Raw genomic sequence first — 24,785 nt, 5'->3', positions numbered from 1 at the left:
CTCTGCGGTAACCAGTGCACCACATACAGCGACACTCACGCAAGACACTTTTCGAAGGTCAGCCTTGCTGACATCTCTTCAGTGCGGGTTAGACAGCAGCTGGTTCGACTCCCCCAGTCTTGGCCATCCGAGACGGGAGGGAGAAGGATAGGACTCCTCAGCAGCCGTGGCAGGAGGCAGGGGGAACGTACAACGGATGGCAGGAGGTCGAGCCGACGGGTTTGGTCGGGTGGCTTCAGTGAGCGGGGCCGGAGACGATACCGAGGTTCATCAGGCGGTAGGTCATGGCCATCTCGCTCATCTGGAAACGCTTGGCCAAGACCCGCACGAGGTCGTCCGTCGTACGGAAGCCGATGTGCTGTGCCGCCCGGCGGACCATGCCCTCCGGGGCCAGCAGCGCCGCGGCGAATCGGTTGGCGTCGATCTCCTCGCGGTCCGTGGCCATGCTCGAGACCGCATTGCGGTAGTTCACGCGCGCGTCGGTGTCCAGAATCAGCGGGCGCCCTTCGTGCAGGCGCAGGTGCCCCAATTCGTGCGCCACCGTGAAGCGTCGCCGCTCGAAGGAGTGCGCCTGGTTGACGCCGATGACGCAGGCTCCGTCTTTGCGCAGGAGCATGCCTGAGACGTCGTCGTCCATGTGCTGCGGAACGACGAGGACACCGAGGTGTTCGGCCAGAGCGAAGGGGTCCACCGGTGGGGCGTCGATCCGGAATTCTCGGAGCAGCCCGCGGGCCGCCAGGTCAGCCTTCGCCACCGGCACTCCTCCTCTTCGAGGCCTGCGCCCACACCGCGGCGACATCGGCGGCATGACGCGCGGCGAGTCCGGATGCTTCGTCCAGGCGGAGCGAAGGAAGCAGGTCGGCAGGGGCCGCATTGACCGCTGCGGCAATCAGGGCAAGCCGGTAAAGAGGGGGGGACTGGGTTCCGGACTCGATGTTCGTGATCGAACCGCGCGTCAGCCCCGCTTGACGCCCTACGTACTCCTGCGTCACCCCGGCACGCATCCGCGCCTCACGGATCAGCCGGGCAACGGTCTCGTTGAACTCCCGCTCGTCCACATATCCCCCAAGCGCTGCCAGTCTCACTGACAACCTAGTTCCCCGCCCTGCACCCGACCAGCCCTGGACGGCGACACGCTGACCGAACCGGCCCGCTTTACCTGCTCACCGGAAAGCAGGGTTTGCCTGAGCATGACAGGAGGCCGCCACCCGGCAGGAGGCACACGGCACCTGCGGCGACGGGAGCACTTGCGATTCCCGACCGAGGCTGGGGTACAGCCCTGCGGTACGCCCGTGCGCTTCTACCCCCCAAGTGACCGCGCTACGGCCGACGGCCGTAGCTAAGAGGGCAAGCCCCGCCCACGGAGGGCACCCCCGTTCCCGATCGATCCCATGCCTTCCCCCCTGCCGCCCTGGCCGGCGCGCACCAAGATCCGGACCATGCCCCGACCAGCCCACGCCATGAGCCGCATCGGCTGCCGTCTTGCCAGGTCAGCATGGGCGTCCCCGCTGTATCAACAGCAGACGAAGAATCTGCAGGTCAGATGCCGCCGAAGCAGATGGCACGTGAGGGCGCCGCACGCCCCCTACGGATCCGGCTCACGGAACCGGCCGATCCCAGACTGGTAGGGAAGCCCAGATCGGCCAGGTCCCTCGCGGCTCGTCACCGATCAGGCCGATGCCGAGTAGGGCGTCTCCGCTGCAGCCCAGGGCGCGCAGCAAAGGGCTCGCACAGGGCCTGCGTCTCCTACGACGTCTCGTCGGCCCACGAACGGCACAGGCTACGGTGCCGAAACCGGCGCGCCGTCACCCTGCGCCACACCCTCAAGGAACCTGATGGCCTGTCAGTAAAGTCAGCAAAAGGTCAGCATTCAGCTGACCAGACCTGCCCGCAGACGAGCACGCTGTGAAAACGCCTGCCAACTGTGCGACTGCGGGAGGGCTGCGACGTGCCCCCCTCCCACAGTCGCCGCGCCAGCGACAGGCAGGGGTCGCGCATCTCTCAGCCCTACGTCCGCGCGACAGAGAAACCACAGGTCAGCGCACTCGACCTCGCGCCTTCAGGTGGGTCGCCGGGACCTCGGGGGCGGGGAGCCGGTCGCCGTCGTACCCCTTCACCTCGCCGAAGCGATCGGACGACATCCAGTCCTCGCGGGCCTTGCGGATCTCCTCGTCGGTGCGACCGACGAAGTTCCACCACATGATGAGCAACACGCATCGCCGCAGGTCAGCGGCTTGCGAATCTCGGAGGTCAGCAAAAGTCAGCATAGGCGGCAGGAGGTGGCCGATGCTGATCTTCTTCGTATGACGATGATGTGGAGAACTCAGTCGGTGGCATCGTAGCTGGGGCTCGAGGCCGCCGACCGCGTTTCTCACTCGCGTCCTGAGACAGGCCCGGCGCGCGAGGTACCGGTTTCCAGGACCGGGGCTCCTCGCGCTGTCCTTGCTCGCCGACGTGAGAGGCTGTGCTGTCGTGTCCGTCCTGGCCGATCGGCGCAGCGGGCTCATGGGCGCCATGATCGCCTTCACCTCGGCGGCCCGCCTCCCGCTCTCCCCGGTCCCAGGCACCGACCCGGGCGGCTCGCTGATGACCGGTCCCGGAACGCCTTCGCGGTCCTGCTTGCCCTCCTGCACCTCATCCATGCCAAAGAGCTCGGCACCACGCCCCCGTGGTGTGACCTCAGCTCGGAGCGATCGTCACGATGTCAGGCGCGATGTCCAAGACCAGGAGCGCCGCTGCCACGTGGGTCGGGTTGTCCTCCACCTTGACGGCCGAGAGCTCGTTGGCGCGTGAGACGCGCCGTTCGACGGTGTTGCGGTGCGCGTAGAGGTCGGCGGCCGCCCGGGTGGTGCTGAAGCCGCACTGCACGTAGGTGAGCAGTGCCTGTCGCAGGGCTGTGTCGGCTTCGGCCAACGGCCCGAGGGTGTTGATGACGAACCGACGCGCGCCGGGCCGGTCCTTCGTGAGCGCGTCGATCAGCTCGACGTCGGCGTAGGCGGTGAACCGCCGGTCGGAACCCAGCCGGATCACGAGCGCCTGCGCCGCGAGGGCGTCCTGGTGGCTGGAGCGGAAACCTTCGAGACCTCGTCCCGGCCTTCCCACCGCCGCGCGGACCGCGTCGGTCGCCGCGAGGTCCTTCTCCACGTGGTGAAGGTCCGGGACGGCTTCCCCCGAGAGCCAGATCCACCGCGACGTGGCGCTGGCGCGCGCCACCAGGGCGCTTCGGCCTCCGGCGGAGCAGCGCACGGCGGCGATCGCCTCGTCCAGGGCGTCGGCCTCCTGGGGATCGTCGACCCAGAGGACGAGGCCCACGTGCCACCGCGCCATCCGGTAGCGCAGGCGTCCTTCGGCGAGGTCCTCCGCCATCGGCGCCCCACTGGCGATCAGCTGGATCAGCGCGATCCCCTCGGCATCCGTGTTTCCCATCGCCGCGGCGAGGCCGGCTTGCCGCAGGGCCGCGACGGAGTCGAGGGCGTACTGCACCAGCGACTGCGCCGTCACGTCCAGGACCCCCACGAGAAGATCGGGGTCCGCGCAGTCCGCCACGCATTCCTCCAGCCATCGCCGCCAGCCGATCCCCAGGGCCACGCGCCAGGCACCGGCGAAGTCGGGCGCGATGCCCCGGGAGACGAGGTCGTTGATGTACGCCGTGGTCCTCGGGCTGACGTAGGGCTCCACCCTCCGCCCCGGTTGCTGAACGTTTGCGGTCAACCACTGGACCACCTCAGAGCGGTTGAGCGCGCGATCCTCCTCGACCAGCGATGCGTCCGCGAGGAGAGCGGGATCGTTCTGGGCGACGAGAGAGGGCCTTGCGAAGGCGTCGATCAGGGCGTCCGTTTGCGTCAACAGGCGCTGACACAGGGACCTGATCGCATCGGCGACCTCACGCGAGGGCGGGGGCCACAGCTCTTCCATGTTGTCAGTGTCCCTCTGCTCTCGGGGAGCCGAGGCTCCCGACATGCCGTGTCCCGGACAGGTGAGGGGCTCGTCGGCGACCTGGCCGCCGACACGGGCGCGGACCCTCGACTGCTGTTTACTACCACTAAACGGCGGCAGGTGTACCACGCCCTCACTGGCGCCACAAGGGGTTCGACGCCGTCGCCCCCTCCGCAGGGGCGCACCGGCCGCCCCTGGCGCGCATGCCTTAGCCTCGTGCCACGGAGAGGACTCGTCCGGGTCGGCCCGTCACCTGACAGGCACACGACCTCGGCCTCGGGACGGGCGGTGAGCACACCATGTCCATCGGTGACGACGGGACAGCAGAAGGAGCGGAACGCGGCGCCGCCGCCCTCGAAGCGTCCACGGGTGCGCGGCTGCGGAAGATCAGGCTCGACCGCGGCTTGTCGTTGACGGAGGTCGCGCACCGGGCAGAGGTCACCAAGGGCTTTCTGAGCCAGTTGGAGCGTGGGCTCACCAGCGTGTCCGTCCCGACGTTGCTGCGCGTCTGCGAAGTGCTGCGGATCGGGGTCGGGGAGCTGTTCGCGTACCCCGAAGAGCACGTCGTGGACGGTGGAAGCAGGATCGACATGGGCGGTGAGGGCGTGGCCGAGTACCTGCTCACGCCCGCCGACACCACGGCGTTCCAGGTCTTCCGCTCCGTGATCGAGCCGGGCGGGGGCACCGGGGGGCCCTATCGGCTCGACACCGCCACGGTCTTCGCGATGGGGTTGAGCGGTTCGACCCGTCTGATCGTCGGGGGCGAGACCCGGATGCTGTCGGCAGGGGCGTCCACGTCGTTCTCCGGCCAGACGCTTCACCAGTTCGACAATCCGGGTACGACGGCGAGCGAGGTCCTCTGGGTCCTGTCGCCTCCCCTGCCGCGCGCCGCGCGAGGGCCCGCCTAGATCCTGTCGTCGCATGCCGCCCGCGTCAGGAGTGGTACGGGGGCGACGGCTGTTTCGCAGGACCCGGCGGTCTTGTCGCAGCGGGTGGCGATCTCGCACCGCGTCGTCACGGAGCAGGCGTCGCCCGAACCCTCAGGAACCCCCGCGCCTGCCACGGCGGAGCGCCCGTCGGGCCCGCGTCCTGCTGCCGTTGAAGAAGTCGTTGAACCGGTCCAGCCCCCAGACGGCCCGGAGGACGAACGGCTGCAACAGCAGCGACATCGACGGCGAGTACTTCGAGGCGTCCGACCAGATGCCGGCGAGGTCGTCCGACATCTCGCCGTCGACGATGTAGTCGGCGAGCTGATGGGTCACGTACGGCACCTGGCAGAGGCCGTGGCCGTTGCAGGCCATCGCGTAGAAGACGTTGTCACCCACCTGCCCGGCGACCGACAGCCAGTCCGGGCTGATGCCGATCCAACCGCCCCAGGCCCGCTCGATGGCCACGTCGGACAGCGACGGGAACCGGTTGGCCAGGTCCTTCCCCATGTCCCGCACGACGCTGGGGTCCGGGACCCGGTCCGGGAGCGGGTAGGTCTGGCCTCGCTGCGCTTTGCGGACCCCGCAGACGATGGTGTTGCGCTCGGTGAGCCGGTAGTGGGTCATCAACTGGTGCTGGGTGATGATGCCGGACCGACTGGTCCAGTCCAGCGCGGCGAGCCGCTCCGGCGCGATGGGTTCCGACTCGATCTCGATGACGTACAGCGGCGTCGCGAGGTTCTTGGGCGTGATGTCCCACTCGCCGCCGTAGACGCTGGTCGCGAGCAGCACCTTGTCGGCCCGAACGGTGCCGCGCGGTGTCGTGATCTCGACGATGCCGCCGGTGCGCCGGACATCGCTCACCCGCGTCCGCTCGAAGACCTTGGCCGAGGAGTCGAGCAGTGCGCGACGCACACCACGGGCGAGCTTGCCCGGGTTCAGCATCCCCCCGATGGATTCCCTCATCCCGCCCACGAAGCCGGCGGGGAGGCCGAGCTCCTCTCTGCTGCCGACGGTCCCGCCCCCGCCGAAGGCGCGCAGGATCGCCGCCTGGGTACGCACCCTGAGCATCATGAGGGGTGAGACCGCACCCCACACCAGACCGTTCGCCACGTAGTCGCAGTCGATGTCGTGCCTCTTGATGAGGTCTTCCACATAGCGGCCCGCGTGTTCCGCCAGTTTGGCCATGACCGGCATCTTCTTCGGGGACTGGAGGCTGAGCATCCGCAGGTCGCCGCCCGGCGCCCCGGCGATCTGACCGCCGTTGCGCGAGGCCGAGCCGTAGCCGCAGAACTCGGCCTCCAGCAGGACCACGTCCTGGTCGCGCTCCGCGAGGCGCAGCGCGGCCGCCATGCCACCCATGCCGCCGCCGATGACGGCGATGTCGCAGGTGAGGTCGCCGTCCAGCGCGGGCTGCACGTCGTCCGGCGGGTCGATCCAGCCGGTGAAGCTGGTGTACTTCGTGCTGTCGGTCCTCATGCTGACCCGATCTCCTTCCAGGTGGGGCGTCCGCCCCACTTCGTGCTCTCTCAGTCCTGAGAAGTCGTGGCCCCGAGTGAGGCCCGGCCCGCTCGCCGCTCCCCCTTGGCCGCGACCGAACGGACGGGCAGGTCCCCCATCGTCAGGAGACCGGGACGCGCCTCGACGACCGCGGTGGAGGCGTTGACCGCCGCCGCGACGGTGCTGAGGAAGGAATCGAAGCCCACGGAGGAACGGAGGTCGACGACCTGCTCCTCTCCGACGATCCGGTAGTCGTCGCCCGCGGCCACCTCGTCGGCCGGCTCGAAGAACCCGAACGTGATCTCCAGATCGATCACCACCTCGCCCTTGAGCACGCCCCGGGCGGCGTGAGTGACCGCCGCGATCTGCCCCGGTTCGATGCGCAGGTGGTCCCCTACGCGCGGCGAAGTCGTCACGACAGCGGGTTCGACCTCTCCCACGTCCACCGAGTCGAGATCCCATCCGAGCCCTGCCGCGAGCGCCCCGATGGCCTGCTCGAAGCCGTGGTGCCCGACGACCTCGCCCCGGCTGCGAGCCGTCGCGAACTCGCGCGTGGTCAGACCGAGGCCGAACTTCGACAGGATCGCGCCGTAGCGTGACATGTTCGTCCGCCGGCGGATCCGCACGCTCTCCACACGCTGGGTCAGTGCGGTCAGGAGGAGAGGAAGGGTGTCCATCAGGACGCCCGGGTTCGCCCCGCTGCCCAGGACGGTCACGCCGTGCGCCTTCGCCGTGTCGTCGAGCCGCCGGGCCAGATCGGGGTGGCTCCGCCATGGATGGGCCAGCTCTTCGCAGATGCTCAGGACGTTGTACGAACGTTCCAGCAGCGGCAGCAGGACGTCGGCCGCCCTGTGCAGATCCGAGACGGTCGCCACGATCGCTAGGTCGGCGGCGGGCAGCTCGGCCGGGTCGCTCACGACGACGACACCGTTCGCGACGCCGCCGAGGAGCACTCCGAGGTCCTGACCGACCACGCGGGGGTCCCGGTCCGCCGCTCCCACGATCTCCACGTCCGCGCGTCGCAGCATGGAGGAGGCGATGGCCCGGCCAGTGGCACCGAGCCCCACCACGACAGTCCGATTCTTCAACGTCACTCCCTCGGGCGCCTCGGTCGGCCCGCCCACGACACGGTGCTCGGTGAAACCGGACTTCGCCGGTGGCGGTTGCCTGGTACCCCACTGTCACAGGCCACGGCCGTGGTGAGAACGACACTGGGCACCGGCTTCCTCCGGGGGCGGTGCACGGTGCACAGACCGACCGCGCCCTTGCGCTCACGAGCTGCCCGGCACGTCGCTCAGAGTCGCTCGTAGACAGCCGGCCGGCGCGCGCGCAGGACGAGGGCCTGCACCGCGCCGGCCACGGCCGAGAGGGCGACGAGGCCGCCGATCACCCAGGCACCCGTGGTGGTGCCGACGAGGAGCGGGAAGTTGGCGACCATCATGCAGACCACGCAGGCCAGGCCGAGGAAGGCGACGGCCGGGGCCACGACCGTCCGCCACACCGACGGCCGCCCGTCGGTGCGCCGGAAGAAGCCGATGACGGCGAGGCTGGTGGCCGCCATCAGCAGGACGATGCCGAGCGTGGCGGCGCCGGAGAACCAGGCGTAGAGGTCCCCGATCGGGTCGAGGCCGAGCGAGGCGACGACGAGCGTGGTGACGAACGCGACCGCCGAGGCGACGGCCGAGGACGCCGACGGTGCGCGGTGCCGGGGGTGGACGACGCTCAGCGACGCCGGAAGCGCGCCGGCCCGGGACAGCGCGAACTGGTAGCGCGTCACGACGTTGTGAAAGGCCAGTACGCAAGCGAACTGACTTGTGATCAGCAGGAGTTGCATGGCGTCGGCCCAGACGGACCCCACGTAGCTCCGCGTCAGCGTGAGGACCAGGCCCTCGGGGTCGGCCTGCGCGGCTCCGACCACCGAGTCGACGCCGGCCCCCACCACGATCGCCCACACGGTGAACGAGTAGAAGGCTCCGATCACCAGGATCGCGACGTACGTCGCCCGCGGGACCGTGACGTCGGGGTCCTTCGCCTCGTGGCGGAACACGGCCGTCGCCTCGAAGCCGATGAAACCGAAGAGGGCGAACATGACGCCGAGGCCCAGGGAGCCGGTGCCCACGATCGAGGGCGACACCGGCTCGGCCGTCAGTCCGTGGGCGCCGCCGTGGCCCACGATGCCGAGGTCCAGGACCAGGAGCAGCAGGGATTCCAGCACCAGCACGGCACCGAGCACCTTGGCGCTCAGTTCGATGTCGCGGTAGCCGAGGAAGGCGATGACGCCCAGCGAGACGAGCGCCCAGGCCCACCACGGGGAGCCGACGTCGGCGTACCGCTCGATGACGTTGCTCGTCGCGACCCCGACGTAGGCGTTCACCCCGACGAGAAGCAGCGTGTAGGAGAAGAGCGCGAGGGTCGCCGCCGAGAGACCGGGGATCCGGCCCAGCCCCGCCTGGACGTAGGCGTAGAAGGCCCCCGCGTCGCGTACCCGTCCGGCCATCAGCGTGAAGCCGACCCCGAAGACCAGCAGCAGCACGGTGGACAGCGCGAAGTACAGCGGCATCCCCGGGGTGCCGCTCACGGCGAAGGCGAGCGGCACCCCGCCGGCCACGAGGCCGAGCGGTGCCGCCGCGGCGACGACCATGAACACGATCTGCGACACGCCGAGCCCGCGGTGGAGCGGGTTGCCCGATCCCGCTTCACCGCCGGGTGCTTCGGCGTGCCCTGTCTTGGAGAGGTCGGTCATCGCGATCACCTTTCGGCTCACGGGCCGGTACCGGCTCGTCATGGGTGGGTGAAGGAGTGCGTGGAGCGGTACGCCTGCGCGAACGAACGGGTGCGGGTCCCTCGCGGTGGCTGGGCCGGAGCGGCAGGAGGTGGCTCCTCCCGCCCGAGAAGACGTGGCCCCGTGCGGGTTCCGGGTCGTCGGCCGCTTCCGCTCGGCCGCGATCGGGGGAGTGACGGCGGCGGTCCCTCTCCAGCTCGATACGCCTGTGGGCCCCGCTACGCCGCGTGGTCGTGACGACAGCGGGTTTGACCTCTGCACATGACCTCGACCCCGCTGTTTAGTACCACTAAACAGCGGCAGCAAACCTCTACCCCCTCGGTCTTGCTCCCGCAATGGTGCGCCGGCGAGAAGCCGCTGGACGGTCGTCTCCGACCGCCCTCCCGGAAGGGCCGGGCCGCGGGCTCGACCGGGGCCCGGCCCGAACGTCGGACACCGTACGGGCGCAACGGCCCGGTCCGCCTGTGCATCGTGCACCGAGCCCTGGCGAAGGAGGTGCCCGCTGTCGTTCTCGCAGGCGGTCCTCGCTGGCGACAGTGAGGCAACCGCCACAGGAACAGCGAGGAAACGCCATGACAGCTGAGGTGTTGGACGCCGTCGAGGAATTCGACGTGGTGATCATCGGAGCCGGGATCTCCGGGATCGGCGCGGCCACCTATTTCAGCCGGGAGCTGCCCGACAAGTCGCTCGCCGTACTGGAAGCGCGCGACGACATCGGAGGCACGTGGGACCTGTTCCGCTATCCCGGCATCCGCTCGGACTCCGACCTCCACACGTTCGGGTACGCGTTCAAGCCCTGGCGCCACGAAGCCGCGATCGCCGACGCTCCCCTCATCAAGGAGTACCTCCACGAAACCGTCGAGGAGAACGGCCTGGAGCGCTTCCTCAGGCTCGGCCACCGGGTCGTCCGCGCGGAGTGGTCCACGGCGGACTCACGGTGGACCCTCACCGTCCAGACATCGGACTCCGCGACGGGAGCGACCCGGACCAGGACGATCCACGCGGGATGGGTCTTCGCCGCCACCGGCTACTACCGGTACGACGAGGGGTTCTCCCCGGAGTTCCAGGGACGGGACGAGTTCGAGGGCCGGATCGTCCATCCGCAGCACTGGCCCGAGGGACTCGACTACAGCGGCAAGAAGGTCGTCGTCATCGGCAGCGGCGCGACCGCGATCACTCTGGTGCCGGCCATGGCCACCGGGGCGGGCGCCGCCCGGCACGTGACGATGCTGCAGCGCACCCCCACCTACGTCATGGCGCTCCCCCGCGTCGACAAGGTCGCCCTGGCGCTCACGAAGCTGCTCGGGGAAGAGCGCGGGTACGCCGTGACGCGGTTCAAGAACATCTGGACCGAACACGCCGTCGTGAAGGGCCTGCGGACCTTCCCCAAGGCAGGACGGGCCTTCATCCGACGCGAGAACGTCAAGCGCCTTCCCAAGGGATTCGACGTCGACAAGCACTTCAACCCGCCGTACGACCCGTGGGACCAGCGGGTGTGCGTGGCACCGAACGGCGACTTCTTCGACGCGATCAAGGGCGGAAGGGCCTCCGTCGTCACCGACGCCGTGGCGCGTTTCAGCAAGCGCGGCATCGTCCTGGCGTCGGGTGAGGAACTGGAAGCCGACATCATCGTCACCGCGACGGGGCTGAACCTGCGGCTCTTCGACGGCATGCCCCTCGTGGTCGACGGGCACCAGGTCGACATCGCGGACGCGCTCTGTTACCGCGGCATGCTGCTGAGCGGGATGCCGAACTGGGCGATGGCGATCGGCTACACCACCTCGTCCTGGACGCTCAAGGTGAGCCTGATGTGCCGTTACTTCATCGACCTGGTCAGGCACATGGACGCCCGCGGATACGACACGGTGGTTCCGGTCGCGCCGCCGGGAACGAACCGCAGGCCCGTCATGGACCTCCAGGCCGGGTACGCCAAGCGCGGCGAGAAGCTCATGCCCAAGCAGGGCCCCGAGAAGCCCTGGCGGATGGCGATGTCCTACCCCGAGGACGCCAGGGCGCTGCGCGGCCCGGTGGCCGACGAGAACCTCCGGTTCGGCGCCCGCCGGGCGGCCGCGCCGGCACCCGGCGGGAGGCGAGCCACCCGTGCCTGAGACGAGCGCCGTCGAGAGCGCCGACCAGTACGCGACCCTGCCGTCCGGGATGACGATCTGCTTCCGGGACCACGGCGACAAGGACGACCCCGTGATGCTGCTCATCGCGGGACTGGGCGAAGACCTCACCTTCTGGACCGACTCGTTCGTCGGCTCCCTCGTCGCCCACGGTTTCCGGGTCGTCGCGATCGACAACCGTGACGCGGGCCAGTCGACGTTCGTCGCCACGCCCCCTCCCGGAACCTGGCGCCAGATCGCCGCGCGTCCGCGCGGCGACGCGTACACGCTCGCCGACATGGCCCAGGACGCCGTCGGCGTGCTCGACCATCTCGGGATCCCGCGGGTGCACCTGGTCGGGCGGTCGATGGGCGGAATGATCGCGCAGACGATCGCGGCCACGGCGCCCGAGCGGGTCCTGTCGCTGGCCTCCCTCTACTCCACGACCGGGGCGCGCAGGGTCGGTCAGCCGGCCCTGTCGACGATCCGGCTCCTCGCCGCCCCGCCGGCGAGGAACAGGACCGCGGCGGTCCGCGCCCACCTGAGGCTCACCCGGCACGTAGCGGGAACGGAACATCCCATCGACGACGCGGCCGAGGCGGCCATCGCGGCGCGCGGCTGGGACCGCAGCGGCGGCGACCCGGCGGCCGGCACGGCGCGCCAGATCCAGGCCATCCAGCGCTCCGGGGACCGGACGGCCCAGCTGAGCCGGATCACCGCCCCGACGCTGGTCATCCACGGCGACCGGGACCCGCTGGTGCACCCGAGCGGCGGCGCCGCGACCGTCAGGGCGATCCGCTCGGCCCAGCACGTGGTCATTCCCGGCATGGGCCATCACCTCCCCGAGTCCCTCGTCGGCCCCGTCACGACCTACATCGCGCAACACGCGAACCGCGTGGGTGAAGGAGGCAGCCATGTCCGGATCTCGTGAGCCCCGCTCCGGGAACACCACGGTCGACGTCGTGGTCGTCGGTGCCGGTTTCGCCGGTCTGAGCGCGGCGGAGCGACTGGTGAGCACGGGGCGGTCCGTCCTGGTCGTGGAAGGCCGCGACCGGGTCGGAGGCCGCTCGCTCTCCGGCGAGGTGGCCGGCGTGAAGGTCGACCTCGGAGCGACCTGGGTGGCCCGGCGCCACACCGCCGTCCGGGACCTCGCGAGCCGGGTGGGGTGCACCACCACCGACCAGTTCGCCCAGGGGCGCAACGTGCTGTGGATGGCGGGTCGGCGCCGCACCTACAGCGGGACCATTCCCAAGGTCTCCCCCGCGGCCCTGGTGGACATGGCGCGCATGCAGGCGGCGGTGAACAAGCTGGTCGCGACCGTCGACGTGGACGCGGCGTGGGAGACGCCGGGGGCCGGCCGGCTCGACGCCGTCTCGTTCGGCGAGTGGCTCGACCGGAAGAACGCGCTGCCCGGCACCCGCGCGCTGATGACCGTCATCAGCAAGGTGCAATGGGGCTGCACCCCGGGAGACGTCTCCCTGCTGCACGCACTGCGCTACATCCGTTCGGCGGGCGGACTCGACCACATGCTGGACGTCGAGGGCGGCCAGCAGCAGGACCGGATCGTCGAGACCACCCAGGAGATCGCCCAGCGGGTGGCGGAGCGGCTCGGCGACCGCGTGTGCCTGGAGACACCGGTGCGCCGCATCGCACAGGACGACGACGGCGTCACCGTCCGCACCGACTCCGGCGAGATCCGCGCCCGGTACGCGATCGTCACGGCCTCGCCGGCGCACCGCGCCGCCATCGCCTTCGAGCCCGCTCTGTCCGAGCAGGGCGAAGGGCTCACGCGGACCTGGCGCATGGGCGTGCTGAGCAAGGCGTTCGTGGCCTACGAGAGGCCGTTCTGGAGGGCGGAGGGCTGTTCCGGTGAGGCGGTGACCGACACCGGGACCGTGTTCATCACCTTCGACGTGTCCCCCGCCCCCGGCGGACCGGGCGTCCTGATGGCCTTCTGCGATCCGCGCGTCTTCGACGGCTTCGGCCCCGGGGCCCGGCGCGACCGGGTGGTCCGGCAGCTCGCCGACCTCTACGGTCCGCAGGCGCTCGCCCCGATCGACTACGTGGACCACTGCTGGGGAGCGGAGCCCTTCGCCCCGGGCGGCCCCAATCCCGCCGTCGCCCCCTACGCGACCACGAGCTTCGGCAAGGCGCTGAGCGAGCCCCACGGGCGCGTCCACTGGGCGGGCTCCGAAACCGCCGGCGAATGGGCCGGAACCATGAACGGCGCGGTTCTGACGGGCCAGCGCACCGCAGAGAGCGTCCTCACCCTGCTGACTCGCGACGTCCGAGAGGGGGCGTCCCGATGAAGGAGACGCTGTTCCTGCTGGCCGACCTGTGGATGATCTTCGCCGGTTACTTCTACGGCTGGAAATTCATCCGCCGCTACGGCAACTACCTCCTGGGTCTCGAATGGATGGTCGTCGCCACGTCGGGCACCAACTTCCTGCTCTGGTCGCTGCTCGGGGCCAAGAGTGACAGCGTGCTGTACGACGTGGCGTACTTCTTCGACGCGTTCTCCAGGTCGGTCGGCATCACCCTCATCCTGGTCCTGGGCCTGATGAAGGTCACCCATCGCTACAAGCCGAGCCGCGGCGTCGACGTCGCCGTGTTCGGGGTCGCGATCGTCGCCGCCCTGTTCCTCCGCCCCTTCCACGGCGCGGATCTCGACACCGACCGCGGTGCGTTCTGGGTCTCCGTGTTCTACGTCGTCGTCAACCTGCTCACGGCCGCGTTCCTCTGCTTCTTCGTCAAACGGCTCTGGAGCGCGGGCGCGAGGTGGCCGGCGGTCTGGACCGGACTGGTCACGGCCGCCGGGACCACCATCGCGATCACGTACGACTTCTTCCCCCTGCCGTTCGACGACGCGAACCGCACGATCTTCTACACCGCCGCGCTGGCGACCTGGGGCACCCAGGGATTCGTCTACTTCCGCGCCTACCGCGCGCTGCACGACCGCAACGCGGCCTTGGACTCGAACCCGGCCCGCACGGCCGGGGCCCCCGCATGAACCCGAATCACGACGAAGGAGTCAGCATGGCGAAGAGGCACGTGTACGCGGTGGTGGACCCCGCCAGCGGCAAGCTGGTCAAGGAGTACCCCACCGCGACGGACGAGACCGTCGACGCGGCGCTCGACGCGGCGGCGGAGGCCTACGCGCAGTGGTCGAGGCAGACCTCCGTGGAACAGCGCGCCCAGCTGTTGCACGCCGTCGCCACCCTGCACGACGAGCGCAGCCGGCAGCTCGCCGAGATCATCCACCGGGAGATGGGCAAGCCGGTGGAGGAGGCCGTCGGGGAGGTCGAGTTCAGTGCCTCGATCTACCGGTACTACGCCGAGAACGCGGAGAAGTTCCTCACCGACGAGCCGATCGAGCTCCTGGAGGGAGAGGGCACCGCCTTCGTCCGCCGCCAGCCGGTCGGCGTGCTCCTTGGGATCATGCCCTGGAACTACCCGTACTACCAGGTGGCCCGGTTCGCCGCGCCCAACCTCGCGCTGGGCAACACCATCGTGCTCAAGCACGCGTCGCAGTGTCCGGAGTCGTCCGCGGCTCTCCAGCAGCTGTTCACGGACGCCGGCTTCCCCCAGGGTGCTTACGTCAACGTCCACGCCACCGGGGAGCAGATCGGCCGCGCCATCGCGGACCCCCGCGTGCAGGGCGTCTCCTTCACCGGTTCGGAGCGGGCCGGCGCGGAGGTCGCCGAGAAGGCCGGACGCAGCCTCAAGAAGGTGGTGCTCGAACTGGGCGGCTCGGACCCGTTCATCGTGCTGTCGACCGACGACCTCGACGCCACGGTCCAGGCGGCGGTCGAGGCGCGGTTCGAGAACGCCGGGCAGGCGTGCAACGCCGGGAAGCGCTTCATCGTCGCCGAGGACCTCTACGACGCCTTCCTCGCCACGTTCACCGAGAAGGTGCTCGCGCTGACCGACGGACTGGCGCCGCTCTCCTCGGTCGCCGCCGCCGAGTACGTCGAGGAGCAGGTCGGGCGAGCCGTCGCCGAGGGGGCGACCTTCGTCTCCGCACGGCAGCGCGAGGGGGCATACTTCCCGCCCGGCGTGCTGACGGGCCTCTCCCCGGCGTCGCCGTCGGCCGCCGAGGAGCTCTTCGGCCCCGTCGCGACCGTCTACCGGGTCGCCTCCGAGGACGAGGCCGTCGAGCTGGCGAACGACACCCCGTACGGGCTGGGCTCCTACGTGTTCACGACGGACGCCGAGCAGGCGCTGCGCGTCGCCGACAGGATCGAGGCCGGCATGGTCTTCATCAACGGCGTCGGTCTCGACGGCGCGGAACTGCCTTTCGGTGGCGTCAAGTTGTCCGGCTTCGGCCGCGAGCTCGGCCGGGCGGGAATCGACGAGTTCGCCAACAAGAAGCTCATCCGCACCGCTCGGACGTGACCGCCCCACCACACGGAAGGAAGACCTTCATGACGATCGAGTTCGACGCCGCCGTCTTCAGGACGCCGAACGAACCACTGACCATCGAGCGGGTGACGATCCCCTCGACGCCTCCGCCCGGCGAGGTGCTCGTGCGACTCCGGGCGAGCGGGGTGTGCCACAGCGACCTCCACGTCCTCCTGGGCGAATGGGAGGTTCCTACGCCGATGATCCTCGGCCATGAGGGAGCCGGGATCGTCGAGAGCGTCGGCGAGGGCGTCACGACGCTCAAGAAGGGCGACCACGTCGTGCTGTCCTGGACGCCCTCGTGTCGCCGCTGCCGCTACTGCATCAGCGGCAGGCCCGTCCTCTGCGACATGGTCAGACAGCACTCGGCGAACCACCTGTCGTTCGACGGCCGGCCCCGGATCACGTCCGCCGACGGGGGCGACGTGCTCAGCTTCGCGGGCCTCGGAACGTTCGGCGAGTACGCCCTCGTGCCCGAGTCGGGTGCGATCGCCGTCCGGGACGACGCCCCGTTCCCGCAGGCGGCTCTGGTCGGATGCGCCGTCACGACCGGTGTCGGCGCGGCCGTCAACACCGCCGACGTGCGGCCGAGCGACATCGTACTGGTCCTCGGCTGCGGCGGCGTCGGCCTGAACGCGATCCAGGGGGCCCGGCTCGCCGGCGCGCGGAGGATCATCGCCGCGGACATCTCCGACGAGAAGCTGGAGCAGGCGCGCGTCTTCGGTGCGACCGACCTGATCAACAACGGCCGCGAGGACTTCGCGGACCGGGTGCGACAGCTCACCGACGGACGCGGTGTGGAGATCGCCATCGAGGCCATCGGGCTGCCCCGCACCATCGAGGCGGCCTACGAGGTCCTGGCCCGGGGCGGCACGGCGGTGGTCGCCGGGCAGGTGGCGGACGGCCTGAAGGTCTCCATCGACCCCTTCGTCATGTCCGATCAGGAGCTCTCGCTCATCGGCTCGAACTACGGCTCCAGCAAGCCCGCTTCCGACTTCCCGCTGCTGATCGACCACTACATGAACGACCGCATCGATCTCGACTCCCTGGTGACGAGCGTGATCGGTCTGCAGGACGTCAACGAGGCGTTCGACCAGATGAAGCGCGGCATCGGCATCCGCTCGGTGATCACGTACTGAAAGGCAGGGGCGATCTCATGGCCCTGGAATCATCACGCTCGGCCTTCGAGCGAGCCCGCCGCAGTGTCGGCGGGGGTGTGGGATCGGGCCTGCGCGCCGCGATGCCACCCCATCCGCTCTTCGTGCGCGAGGCGCGGGGCGCACACGTCTGGGACCTGGACGGCGACCGGTACGTCGACTACGTGATGGCCTGGGGGCCGCTCGTCCTCGGTCACGGTGACCCGCGTGTGCTGTCAGCGGTGTCGGAGATCGCGACGAAGATGCAGGTCGTCGGCACCGGCCACCCGCTGGAGTACCTCGCGGCGGAAGCGGTCCTCGAAGCCGTGCCGCACGGCGAGCGGCTGCTGTGGAGCAACACGGGGACCGAGGCGGTGCAGGTGGCGCTGCGCCTCGCGCGCGCCGCCACGGGGCGGCGCCGCGTCCTCAAGTTCGCCAAGAGCTACCACGGCTGGCACGACACCGTGTACGCCGGGATGGCCGAGGACGACTGCGATCGCCCCGCCACCCCCGGTGGGGCGGGACAGTCGCCCAGCGTCCTCGACGACCTGGTCGTGGCGCGCTTCAACGACGTGCGGCTGGCCGAGCGTCTGCTGGGCGAGGCCGTCGAGCGCGACATCGCGGCCGTGCTCGTCGACCCGGTGATGAGCAACGCGGGCGTCGAAGCGCCCTCACCGCAGTTCCTGTCGACGCTGCGGACCCTCTGCGACCGGCACGGCGTCGTCCTCGTCTTCGACGAGGTGATCGCCGGGTTCCGGATCGCCCGGGGAGGGGCGGCCGAGAAGTACGGCGTCCTTCCCGACCTGTCCGTCTTCGGGAAGGCGATGGCCGGCGGCTTCACCCAGAGCGCCGTCGTAGGCCGGTCCGATCTGATCGACCAGGTGACCTCCGGTGTCGTGCACGCCGGAACCTTCAACGCCAACCCGATCGCGCTGGCGGCCGTCACGGCGACGATGCGCGTCCTGGCCGATCCCGCGGTCTACGAGCAACTCGAAGGGGTTTCCTCCGAGTTCGAAGCCCTCGTCGGCGCCGTTCTCGGTTCGTCGCCCGACTTCGGCAGCTTCAACCGGGTCGGCTCGCTCCTCCAGTACGTCCCCGCCGGTGGCGCGACGGGGCTTCACGGAACGAGCGGGCTCTGGGCGGTGATCCTCGAAGGGATGCTGCGGCAGGGCTTCCTTTTCATGCCGTCCGGCAAGGTCTTCCTCAGCACGGCGCACACCACCGCCGACGTCAAGGCGACGGCCGAGGCCCTCGACCGGCTCCTGCGGAAGTCGTGACACCCGCATCGAGTCCCGCGTCACCCCCACCCGCTCCGAGCCAGGCCGCGTGTTCTGTTCCTCCGCGGCCTGGCCCGGTCCACCTTTTCGGAAATGGCACCATGCTGAACCTCTCGGTCCTGCTCGAGGACTCCGCCCGCACGTACCCGGACCGCGACGCCGTCGTCCTCGGTACGACGCGTCTCACCTACGCCCAGATCGACGCCGCCGCCAATCAGGTGGCCAACCTCCTGGTGGACCGAGGCATATGGCCCGGTGACAAGGTCGCGCTCAGTTGCCCGAACGTGCCCTGGTTCCCGATCGTCTACTACGGAATCCTCAAGGCCGGCGCCGTCGTCGTCCCCCTCAACGTCCTGCTCAAGGGCCGGGAGGTCGCCTACCACCTCGCCGACTCGGGTGCGAAGGCGTACTTCTGCTTCGAGGGCGGCGAGGGCCTGCCGATGGGTGCGGAGGGATACGCCGGGTTCACCGAGAGCCCGGGCTGCGAGCAATTCCTCGTCATCACCGCCGATCCCGCGGCCGAAAGCCCGATCGAAGGCGTCGAGACCCTGGGCGCCGCGCTGCGGGGCACCGCGGCGACGTTCGACAGCATCGGGACGTCGGGGGACGACCCGGCCGTGCTGCTCTACACGAGCGGTACGACCGGGCAGGCGAAGGGCGCCGAACTCAGCCATACCAACCTGGTGCTCAACGCCCTGGCGGTCAACCAGCTGTTGGAGAACCGGCCGTTCCTGGACACTCATCTGGTCGTACTGCCGCTGTTCCACTCCTTCGGCGCGACCGTACAGATGAACGCCGGCTTCTCGACGGCGAGCACACTGGTGCTGCTGCCGCGGTTCGACGCCCGGCAGGCGGTGTCCCTGATGCAGGAGGAGGACATCACCTTCTTCGCGGGCGTCCCCACCATGTGGTGGGGGCTGTTGCAGGCGCTCACCGATGACGTCGACGTCGAGAGGATCGCGAGGAACCTGCGCGTCGGCGTCTCCGGTGGCGCCTCGCTCCCCGCAGAGATCGTCAAGCAGGTCCGGGAGCGGCTGGGCGTCCAGGTCCTGGAGGGCTACGGCCTCTCCGAGACCTCGCCCGTGGTGACCTTCGGCGATCCGGCGCGGGAGCCCCGGCCCGGGTCGATCGGCACACCGATCTGGGGCGTCGAGGTCAAGCTCGTCGACTCGGACTGGTCGGAGGTCGAGGACGACGGCACGGGCAGCGCCATCGGGGAGATCGCGGTCAAGGGCCACAACGTGATGAAGGGCTACCACGGCCGCCCCGAGGCCACCGCCGAAGCCGTCAGGGACGGCTGGTTCCGCACCGGCGACCTGGCCCGCAGGGACAAGGACGGCTTCTACTACATCGTCGACCGGGCGAAGGACCTGATCATCCGCGGCGGCTTCAACGTGTACCCGCGCGAGATCGAGGAGGTCCTGATGACGCACCCGGCGGTGAGCCTGGCCGCGGTCGTCGGCGTGCCGCACGAGAGCCACGGTGAGGAGGTCAAGGCGTTCGTCATCCTCGACCGCGGCGCCGAGGCCCGCCCCGACGAGCTGATCGCCTGGGGCAAGGAGCAGATGGCCGCCTACAAGTACCCGCGCATCGTGGAGATCGTGCAGACCCTGCCGATGACGTCCACCGGAAAGATCCTCAAGCGCGAGCTCACGTGACCGGCACGCCAAGCGCACTGACACGGGTGGGAAGGACGGCAGATGGCAGTGGATGAGGGCCGCCGGTGGGACGCGTTCCCCGGCAGGGCCGGTACGGGACCGGACACGGCACCCGACTCGCTCGTGGCCGCGTGGAAGGCGCGTGTGGCGAGGAACCCGGAGGGCGTCGCGCTCCGCTTCTTCGACGGCGCTCTGTCCGCGCGGGAGGTGGACGCGGCGTCGGACGCCCTGGCCGCCGCGTTCGAGGCCCGCGGGACCGGCCGGGGCGACCGCGTCGGGGTGTACCTGCAGAACGTTCCGCAGTACGCGCTGGTGCTGCTGGCCCTGTGGAAGCTGGGGGCCACGGCGCTGGGACTGAACCCGATGTACCGGCGCCGGGAACTGCGCCGGATCATCGACGACTCCGGGGCGGTCGGGGTCGTCTGCGCGGACGAGGACGTCCACGAGACGCTCGGCACGCTGGCCGGGAGTTCGGTGCGGTGGCTGATCAGCACGTCGGCGCTGGACTACCAGTCGAAGAACGACCCACGGGTCTTCGCGACGACGGAACGCCACGCCCCGGCCCCGGACGGCGACCTGGTGGCCCTGATCGGCGAGTTCGCGGGCCGCGGCCCCTCGCCCGTGGAACCGACCCGCGACGACGTCGCGTTCCTGACGTACACCTCGGGAACGACAGGCCCGCCGAAGGGCGCCATGAACACCCACGGCAACGTCCTGGGCGTGGTGGCGACCTGCGCGTCGTGGATGGGCGTGGGCGACGGGGACGTCGTGCTCGCCATGGCCCCGCTGTTCCACATCACCGGCGCCGTGGTCAACGCGACGATCTCCCTGCTCACCGACACCACCCTCGTCCTGGCGGGCCGCTTCCACCCCGAGGTCGTCCTGGACGCCTTCGCCGAGCACGGGGTGACCTACACGATCGGCTCCATCACCGCCTACAACGCGATCTACGAGCTGCCGCAGGCCGGACCGGAGCACTTCGCGTCGGTGAAGGCCCTGTACTCCGGGGGCGCGCCGATCCCGCCGGCGACCGTCGAGCGGTTCCGGGAACGGTTCGGCGTCTACCTCCACAACGGCTACGGGATGACCGAGACGACGTCCGCCGTCATCGCCGTGCCGCCGGGTGAGCGGGCGCCGGTGCACCTGCCGAGCGGGACGCTGTCCGTCGGCAAGCCGCTGCCGCACCTCACCGCGCGCGTCGTCGACCTGCACGGCGATCCAGTGCCCTGCGGTCAGCAGGGTGAGCTGGAGCTGAGCGGGCCGCAGGTGGTGCCCGGGTACTGGGACAAGCCCGAGGCCACCCGTCGGGCGATGCCGGAGGGCCGGCTGCGTACCGGTGATGTCGCGGTGATCGACGAGGAGGGCTGGGTCTACCTGGTGGACCGGCTCAAGGACCAGATCAACGTGTCCGGGTACAAGGTCTGGCCGCGCGAGGTCGAGGACGCGCTGTACGAGCATCCGTCGGTCCTGGAGGCCGCGGTCGTCGGGCAGCCGGACGCGTACCGCGGCGAGACCGTCGTCGCCTACGTCTCGCTCAAGGCGGGTCTGAACGCCACGGCGGAGGAACTGATCGCCTTCTCCCGCGAGCGGCTGGCCGCCTACAAGTGCCCCCGCAAGGTCCATTTCCTGTCCGACCTGCCCAAGACCCAGAGCGGCAAGATCCGGCGCGCCGAACTCCGCGACACGGACGGCACCGGGCCGGCGCACCTCCCGAAGGACTGATCCATGAGCCAGAACCACACCGGCCGATTCTCAGGCCGCACCGCCGTCGTGACGGGAGCGAGCCGGGGCATCGGTCTCGCCGTCGCCGAACGGCTCGTCGCCGAAGGGGCGCGCGTGTGCCTGACCGCGCGCAAGGCCGGTCCCCTCGAAGAGGCGGCGGCCTCCCTCCCCCCGGGCAGCGTCGTCACCGTCGCCGGGAAGGCCGATGATCCCGACCACCGTCGCGAGGTCTTCGACACCGTCGCGCGGGAGTTCGGCGGGCTGGACGTCCTGGTGAACAACGCGGGCATCAATCCCGCCTACGGCCCCGTCGTCGGCCTGGACCCCGACGTCGCTCGCAAGGTGCTGGAGGTCAACGTCCTCGCCACCCTCGCCTGGGTGCAGGACGCCGTGGCCCACCCGAAGCTCGGTTTCACCGAACGTCGGGGCGCCGTCGTGAACCTCTCCTCCGTCACCGGTGACACCCCGTCACCCGGCATCGGCCTCTACGGAGTCAGCAAGGCGGCGGTGTCCCACCTGTCCCGGACCCTCGCCGTCGAGCTCGGCCCGGAGATCCGCGTCAACGCCGTCGCCCCCGCCGTCGTCAAGACGCGGTTCGCCGAAGCCCTGTACGAGGGCAGGGAAGCCGAGGTGGCCGCCGACTACCCCCTGCGGCGCCTGGGCGTGCCCTCCGACATCGCCTCCGCCGTGGCGTACCTGGCCTCGGAGGACGCCTCCTGGGTCACCGGCCACGTCCTCACCGTCGACGGCGGCCTCACGGTCGCCGGCGGCACCGCGTAACGACCTCGCTCCTCCCACAAAGGACAGCCATGACCACCCCTGACCTTCCGCCGGAGACCGCGGAGCTGCGTGAGCGCACGCGCCGGTTCATCCGCGAGACCGTCGTCGACGCCGAACCCGCCCCCGGCGGACGTCTCGACCAGGCCACCCGCGACCGGCTCCAGACCGCCGCGAAGGAGGCCGGCGTCTTCGCGCCGCTCGTGCCGAAGGAGTACGGAGGGCAGGGCCTGCCCATCGAGCACTGGTCGCCGGTCCTCCAGGAGGCCGGATACTCGCCGATCGGCCCCAGCGTCCTCAACTGCATGGCCCCCGACGAGGGCAACATGCACATGCTCCACCTCATCGCCACCGAGGAGCAGAAGAAGCATTACCTCGCGCCTCTGGCGGCCGGCGACGTCCGGTCCTGCTTCGGGATGACCGAGCCCCACCCCGGAGCGGGATCCGACCCGGCGGCACTGCGGACCACCGCCGTGCGCGCCGACGGCGGCTGGATCATCGACGGCCACAAGCGGTTCACCAGTGGTGCCGTGGGCGCGGCGTTCTGCATCGTGATGGCCCGGACGCCGGCGGTCGACGGTGCTCCCGAGGGGGCCACCATGTTCCTCGTCGACCTGACGAACCCCGGGATCCGGATCGGCGAGGCGATCCACACCGTCGACCGCGCCATCGACGGCGGCCACCCGCACCTGTACCTGGAGGACTGCTTCGTCCCCGACGACGCGGTCCTCGGCGAGGTGGGACTCGGCTTCCGGTACGCGCAGGTGCGGCTCGGGCCCGCGCGGCTCACGCACTGCATGCGGTGGCTGGGACTGGCCCGGCGGGCGCACGACATCGCGCTGGACCGGGCCGCGAAGCGGCAGCTGTTCGGCGGTCCGATCGACTCGCTCGGCCTGGCCCAGCACCTGATCGCCGAGTCCGTCATCGACATCGAGACCTCCGACGCGATCATCACCAAGACCGCCACCCTGCTGCACGGCGACCCGAAGGCGGGCTCGGCGATGTCCTCGGTCGCCAAGGTCCACTGCTCCGAGGCGATCTACCGGGTGATCGACCGCGCCGTCCAGATCTGCGGCGGCGACGGCGTCTCCGACGGGCTCCCGCTCGCCCAGTACCTCAACGAGGTCCGCCCGTTCCGCATCTACGACGGCTCCAACGAGACCCACCGGTGGGCCATCGCCCGGCGGGCGTCGGCCGGCCGGCGGACCGCCGTCCAGGCCGGTGAGCGATACCTGGGCGACGCCGTCGTCGGCCGGGACGGGGGCGCGTGATGCACACCGTCCCCGACGGCGTGGAAGTCGTCGCGAACCGCGAGCGGGCCCGTCATCTCGACAGCCCCCCGCTCCTGGTCCTCGACGCGGTCACCGGCTTCCTCGACGCACACGGCATCGGCAGCGGACCGCTCGCCTGGCAGCGCATCGGCGACGGCCAGTCCAACGTCACCTACCTGATCGAACGCGGCCGCGAGTCCGTCGTCCTGCGCCGCGGCCCGCGCCCGCCGCTGCCGAAGTCGACGCACGACATGGTCCGTGAAGCCCGCGTCCAGAAGATCCTCCGCGGGCACGGGGTCCCGGTGCCGGAGATCCTCGCCGTCTGCGAGGACGAGGCCGTCCTGGGCGTGCCGTTCTACCTCATGGACCGGCTCGACGGCACGATCGTCACCGACACCATCCCGCCCCACCTCTCCCCCGCCGACCAGCGGCGGGCTACCAGCGAGGCGGTCGTCGACACCCTCGTCGCCCTGCACGGCATCGATGTCACCGAAGGGGAACTCGCCTCCCTGGGCCGCCCCGACGGGTATCTGCGTCGACAGGTCGAGCGGTTCCGCGGCCTGTGGGAGGTCAACACCACCCGCGGCCTGCCCGCGGTGGAGCGCATCGCGGACTGGCTCGCCCAGAACCTGCCGACGAGCCAGTCGGCGTCGGTGGTGCACGGCGACTACCGCATGGGCAACCTCATGTTCGCCCCGCGGGCCCCGGCCGAGGTCCTCGCGATCCTCGACTGGGAGATGGCCACGCTCGGCGACCCGCTCGCGGACCTGGGGTACCTCACCGCCACCTGGTCCGAGGCCGGCAGCCCTGCCACCCCGCTCGAACTCACCAAGGTGACCCGTTCACCCGGCTACCTCACCCAGCGCCAACTGGCAGAGCGCTACCAGCGCCGCACAGACCTCGATCTCACCCCGCTCCCCTGGTACCAGGCCCTCGCCCTCTGGAAGGCGGCGATCTTCTGCGAGGCCATCCACACCCGCTGGCTGCGCGGCGAGCGCCCCCACGACACCACCTTCGGACCGTCGCTCGAAACCGGCGTCCCCCGGCTCCTGGAGCGGGCCGGGCACTACGCCGGCCTGACCGCGACCAGCCGCCGCTGACGCCCGACGCCGCGGTGCGAGGCGCTTCACCAGCCTCACCGCGGCCGGGCCGTCGTGCTCTGACGTCACGCCGAGGCCGCCGTTCGCCGTGGAGCCGGCGCGACCTCCTCCGCGGACGTCGCGCCACCGTCCGACCTCGGCGGTCACCGGCGTGGCTTCCGACCGGTACGGAACACGGCTGCCCGGCTCCCCCG

19 protein-coding genes and 1 pseudogene are annotated in these 24,785 nt (G+C 70.4%); 13 read left to right on the top strand and 7 right to left on the bottom strand.

What is annotated here, in order from left to right:
• Positions 1-235 precede the first annotated feature (235 nt).
• From ABFY03_RS33000 to ABFY03_RS32985, 4 genes and pseudogenes are all read right to left on the bottom strand, one after another.
• Positions 236-754, bottom strand: a complete 519-nt coding sequence (locus ABFY03_RS33000) for an ImmA/IrrE family metallo-endopeptidase (protein ID WP_346171591.1) — start codon at positions 752-754, stop codon at positions 236-238.
• The gene (locus ABFY03_RS32995; RefSeq protein ID WP_346171590.1) at positions 741-1,058 is read right to left on the bottom strand and encodes a helix-turn-helix transcriptional regulator; all 318 of its coding nucleotides are present in this window, start codon (positions 1,056-1,058) and stop codon (positions 741-743) included. Before ABFY03_RS32995 ends, ABFY03_RS33000 begins: the two co-directional genes overlap by 14 nt.
• A gap of 978 nt (positions 1,059-2,036) precedes the next feature.
• Positions 2,037-2,207: pseudogene (locus ABFY03_RS32990) on the bottom strand (pirin family protein); the annotation flags it as partial.
• Between the two features lie 472 nt (positions 2,208-2,679).
• A complete protein-coding gene (locus ABFY03_RS32985) occupies positions 2,680-3,915 on the bottom strand; it encodes a PucR family transcriptional regulator (RefSeq protein WP_346171589.1) in 1,236 nt (411 codons plus the stop codon).
• 320 nt (positions 3,916-4,235) lie between these two features.
• Here ABFY03_RS32985 and ABFY03_RS32980 point away from each other — a divergent pair, with 320 nt between their 5' ends.
• Positions 4,236-4,844, top strand: coding sequence for a helix-turn-helix domain-containing protein (locus ABFY03_RS32980; RefSeq protein ID WP_346171588.1), 609 nt, complete (start codon positions 4,236-4,238; stop codon positions 4,842-4,844).
• A 132-nt stretch (positions 4,845-4,976) separates the two neighbouring features.
• Here ABFY03_RS32980 and ABFY03_RS32975 read toward each other — a convergent pair whose 3' ends face one another.
• The 3 genes from ABFY03_RS32975 to ABFY03_RS32965 all read right to left on the bottom strand — a co-directional run bounded on the left by ABFY03_RS32975 (position 4,977) and on the right by ABFY03_RS32965 (position 9,105).
• Positions 4,977-6,341: an NAD(P)/FAD-dependent oxidoreductase gene (locus tag ABFY03_RS32975; protein ID WP_346171587.1), complete on the bottom strand. Its 1,365-nt coding sequence runs from the start codon at positions 6,339-6,341 to the stop codon at positions 4,977-4,979.
• 50 nt (positions 6,342-6,391) lie between these two features.
• The gene (locus ABFY03_RS32970) at positions 6,392-7,456 is read right to left on the bottom strand and encodes a dihydrodipicolinate reductase (RefSeq protein ID WP_346171586.1); all 1,065 of its coding nucleotides are present in this window, start codon (positions 7,454-7,456) and stop codon (positions 6,392-6,394) included.
• Between the two features lie 200 nt (positions 7,457-7,656).
• Positions 7,657-9,105, bottom strand: coding sequence for an APC family permease (locus ABFY03_RS32965; protein WP_346171585.1), 1,449 nt, complete (start codon positions 9,103-9,105; stop codon positions 7,657-7,659).
• A gap of 611 nt (positions 9,106-9,716) precedes the next feature.
• Between ABFY03_RS32965 and ABFY03_RS32960 the strand changes: the two genes are divergently transcribed.
• From ABFY03_RS32960 to ABFY03_RS32905, 12 genes are all read left to right on the top strand, one after another.
• The gene (locus ABFY03_RS32960; RefSeq protein ID WP_346171584.1) at positions 9,717-11,252 is read left to right on the top strand and encodes a flavin-containing monooxygenase; all 1,536 of its coding nucleotides are present in this window, start codon (positions 9,717-9,719) and stop codon (positions 11,250-11,252) included.
• Positions 11,245-12,180: an alpha/beta fold hydrolase gene (locus tag ABFY03_RS32955; RefSeq protein ID WP_346171583.1), complete on the top strand. Its 936-nt coding sequence runs from the start codon at positions 11,245-11,247 to the stop codon at positions 12,178-12,180. The genes ABFY03_RS32960 and ABFY03_RS32955 overlap by 8 nt, the downstream gene beginning before the upstream one ends.
• Positions 12,164-13,558, top strand: a complete 1,395-nt coding sequence (locus ABFY03_RS32950) for a flavin monoamine oxidase family protein (protein ID WP_346171582.1) — start codon at positions 12,164-12,166, stop codon at positions 13,556-13,558. Before ABFY03_RS32955 ends, ABFY03_RS32950 begins: the two co-directional genes overlap by 17 nt.
• Positions 13,555-14,259, top strand: a complete 705-nt coding sequence (locus tag ABFY03_RS32945; RefSeq protein ID WP_346171581.1) for a transporter — start codon at positions 13,555-13,557, stop codon at positions 14,257-14,259. Before ABFY03_RS32950 ends, ABFY03_RS32945 begins: the two co-directional genes overlap by 4 nt.
• Positions 14,260-14,285: 26 nt before the next feature.
• Positions 14,286-15,644 carry an NAD-dependent succinate-semialdehyde dehydrogenase gene (locus ABFY03_RS32940; protein ID WP_346171580.1) on the top strand — a complete coding sequence of 453 codons (1,359 nt, stop codon included), beginning with the start codon at positions 14,286-14,288 and terminating at the stop codon, positions 15,642-15,644.
• A 29-nt stretch (positions 15,645-15,673) separates the two neighbouring features.
• On the top strand, positions 15,674-16,789 hold the full coding sequence (locus tag ABFY03_RS32935) for a Zn-dependent alcohol dehydrogenase (RefSeq protein WP_346171579.1): 1,116 nt from the start codon (positions 15,674-15,676) through the stop codon (positions 16,787-16,789).
• A gap of 122 nt (positions 16,790-16,911) precedes the next feature.
• Entirely contained in the window at positions 16,912-18,063 is a 1,152-nt protein-coding gene (locus tag ABFY03_RS32930) for an aspartate aminotransferase family protein (RefSeq protein WP_346171578.1), read from the top strand.
• A 101-nt stretch (positions 18,064-18,164) separates the two neighbouring features.
• Entirely contained in the window at positions 18,165-19,721 is a 1,557-nt protein-coding gene (locus ABFY03_RS32925) for a long-chain-fatty-acid--CoA ligase (RefSeq protein WP_346171577.1), read from the top strand.
• Between the two features lie 42 nt (positions 19,722-19,763).
• Positions 19,764-21,443 (top strand): class I adenylate-forming enzyme family protein, encoded by a 1,680-nt coding sequence (locus ABFY03_RS32920; RefSeq protein ID WP_346171576.1) that lies wholly within the window; start codon positions 19,764-19,766, stop codon positions 21,441-21,443.
• Between the two features lie 3 nt (positions 21,444-21,446).
• Positions 21,447-22,223, top strand: coding sequence for an SDR family oxidoreductase (locus ABFY03_RS32915; protein WP_346171575.1), 777 nt, complete (start codon positions 21,447-21,449; stop codon positions 22,221-22,223).
• Between the two features lie 29 nt (positions 22,224-22,252).
• Positions 22,253-23,491 (top strand): acyl-CoA dehydrogenase family protein, encoded by a 1,239-nt coding sequence (locus ABFY03_RS32910; RefSeq protein ID WP_346171574.1) that lies wholly within the window; start codon positions 22,253-22,255, stop codon positions 23,489-23,491.
• On the top strand, positions 23,491-24,591 hold the full coding sequence (locus ABFY03_RS32905; protein WP_346171573.1) for a phosphotransferase family protein: 1,101 nt from the start codon (positions 23,491-23,493) through the stop codon (positions 24,589-24,591). Before ABFY03_RS32910 ends, ABFY03_RS32905 begins: the two co-directional genes overlap by 1 nt.
• The last annotated feature ends 194 nt before the right edge of the window (positions 24,592-24,785 follow it).

The sequence above is a fragment of the Streptomyces roseofulvus genome (assembly GCF_039534915.1).
GTDB classification, from domain to species: Bacteria; Actinomycetota; Actinomycetes; order Streptomycetales; family Streptomycetaceae; genus Streptomyces; species Streptomyces roseofulvus.
This window is presented reverse-complemented; position numbering and strand designations above follow the sequence as displayed.

Bases quoted from the DNA above. Each gene is read 5' to 3' on its own strand.
- ABFY03_RS32920 (WP_346171576.1), top strand. From the start codon at position 19,764: ATGGCAGTGGATGAGGGCCGCCGGTGGGACGCGTTCCCCGGCAGGGCC.
- ABFY03_RS32945 (WP_346171581.1), top strand. From the start codon at position 13,555: ATGAAGGAGACGCTGTTCCTGCTGGCCGACCTGTGGATGATCTTCGCC.
- ABFY03_RS32960 (WP_346171584.1), top strand. From the start codon at position 9,717: ATGACAGCTGAGGTGTTGGACGCCGTCGAGGAATTCGACGTGGTGATC.
- ABFY03_RS32915 (WP_346171575.1), top strand. From the start codon at position 21,447: ATGAGCCAGAACCACACCGGCCGATTCTCAGGCCGCACCGCCGTCGTG.
- ABFY03_RS32910 (WP_346171574.1), top strand. From the start codon at position 22,253: ATGACCACCCCTGACCTTCCGCCGGAGACCGCGGAGCTGCGTGAGCGC.
- ABFY03_RS32925 (WP_346171577.1), top strand. From the start codon at position 18,165: ATGCTGAACCTCTCGGTCCTGCTCGAGGACTCCGCCCGCACGTACCCG.
- ABFY03_RS32975 (WP_346171587.1), bottom strand. From the start codon at position 6,341: ATGAGGACCGACAGCACGAAGTACACCAGCTTCACCGGCTGGATCGAC.
- ABFY03_RS32940 (WP_346171580.1), top strand. From the start codon at position 14,286: ATGGCGAAGAGGCACGTGTACGCGGTGGTGGACCCCGCCAGCGGCAAG.
- ABFY03_RS32905 (WP_346171573.1), top strand. From the start codon at position 23,491: ATGCACACCGTCCCCGACGGCGTGGAAGTCGTCGCGAACCGCGAGCGG.
- ABFY03_RS32950 (WP_346171582.1), top strand. From the start codon at position 12,164: ATGTCCGGATCTCGTGAGCCCCGCTCCGGGAACACCACGGTCGACGTC.
- ABFY03_RS32980 (WP_346171588.1), top strand. From the start codon at position 4,236: ATGTCCATCGGTGACGACGGGACAGCAGAAGGAGCGGAACGCGGCGCC.
- ABFY03_RS32935 (WP_346171579.1), top strand. From the start codon at position 15,674: ATGACGATCGAGTTCGACGCCGCCGTCTTCAGGACGCCGAACGAACCA.
- ABFY03_RS32965 (WP_346171585.1), bottom strand. From the start codon at position 9,105: ATGACCGACCTCTCCAAGACAGGGCACGCCGAAGCACCCGGCGGTGAA.
- ABFY03_RS32985 (WP_346171589.1), bottom strand. From the start codon at position 3,915: ATGGAAGAGCTGTGGCCCCCGCCCTCGCGTGAGGTCGCCGATGCGATC.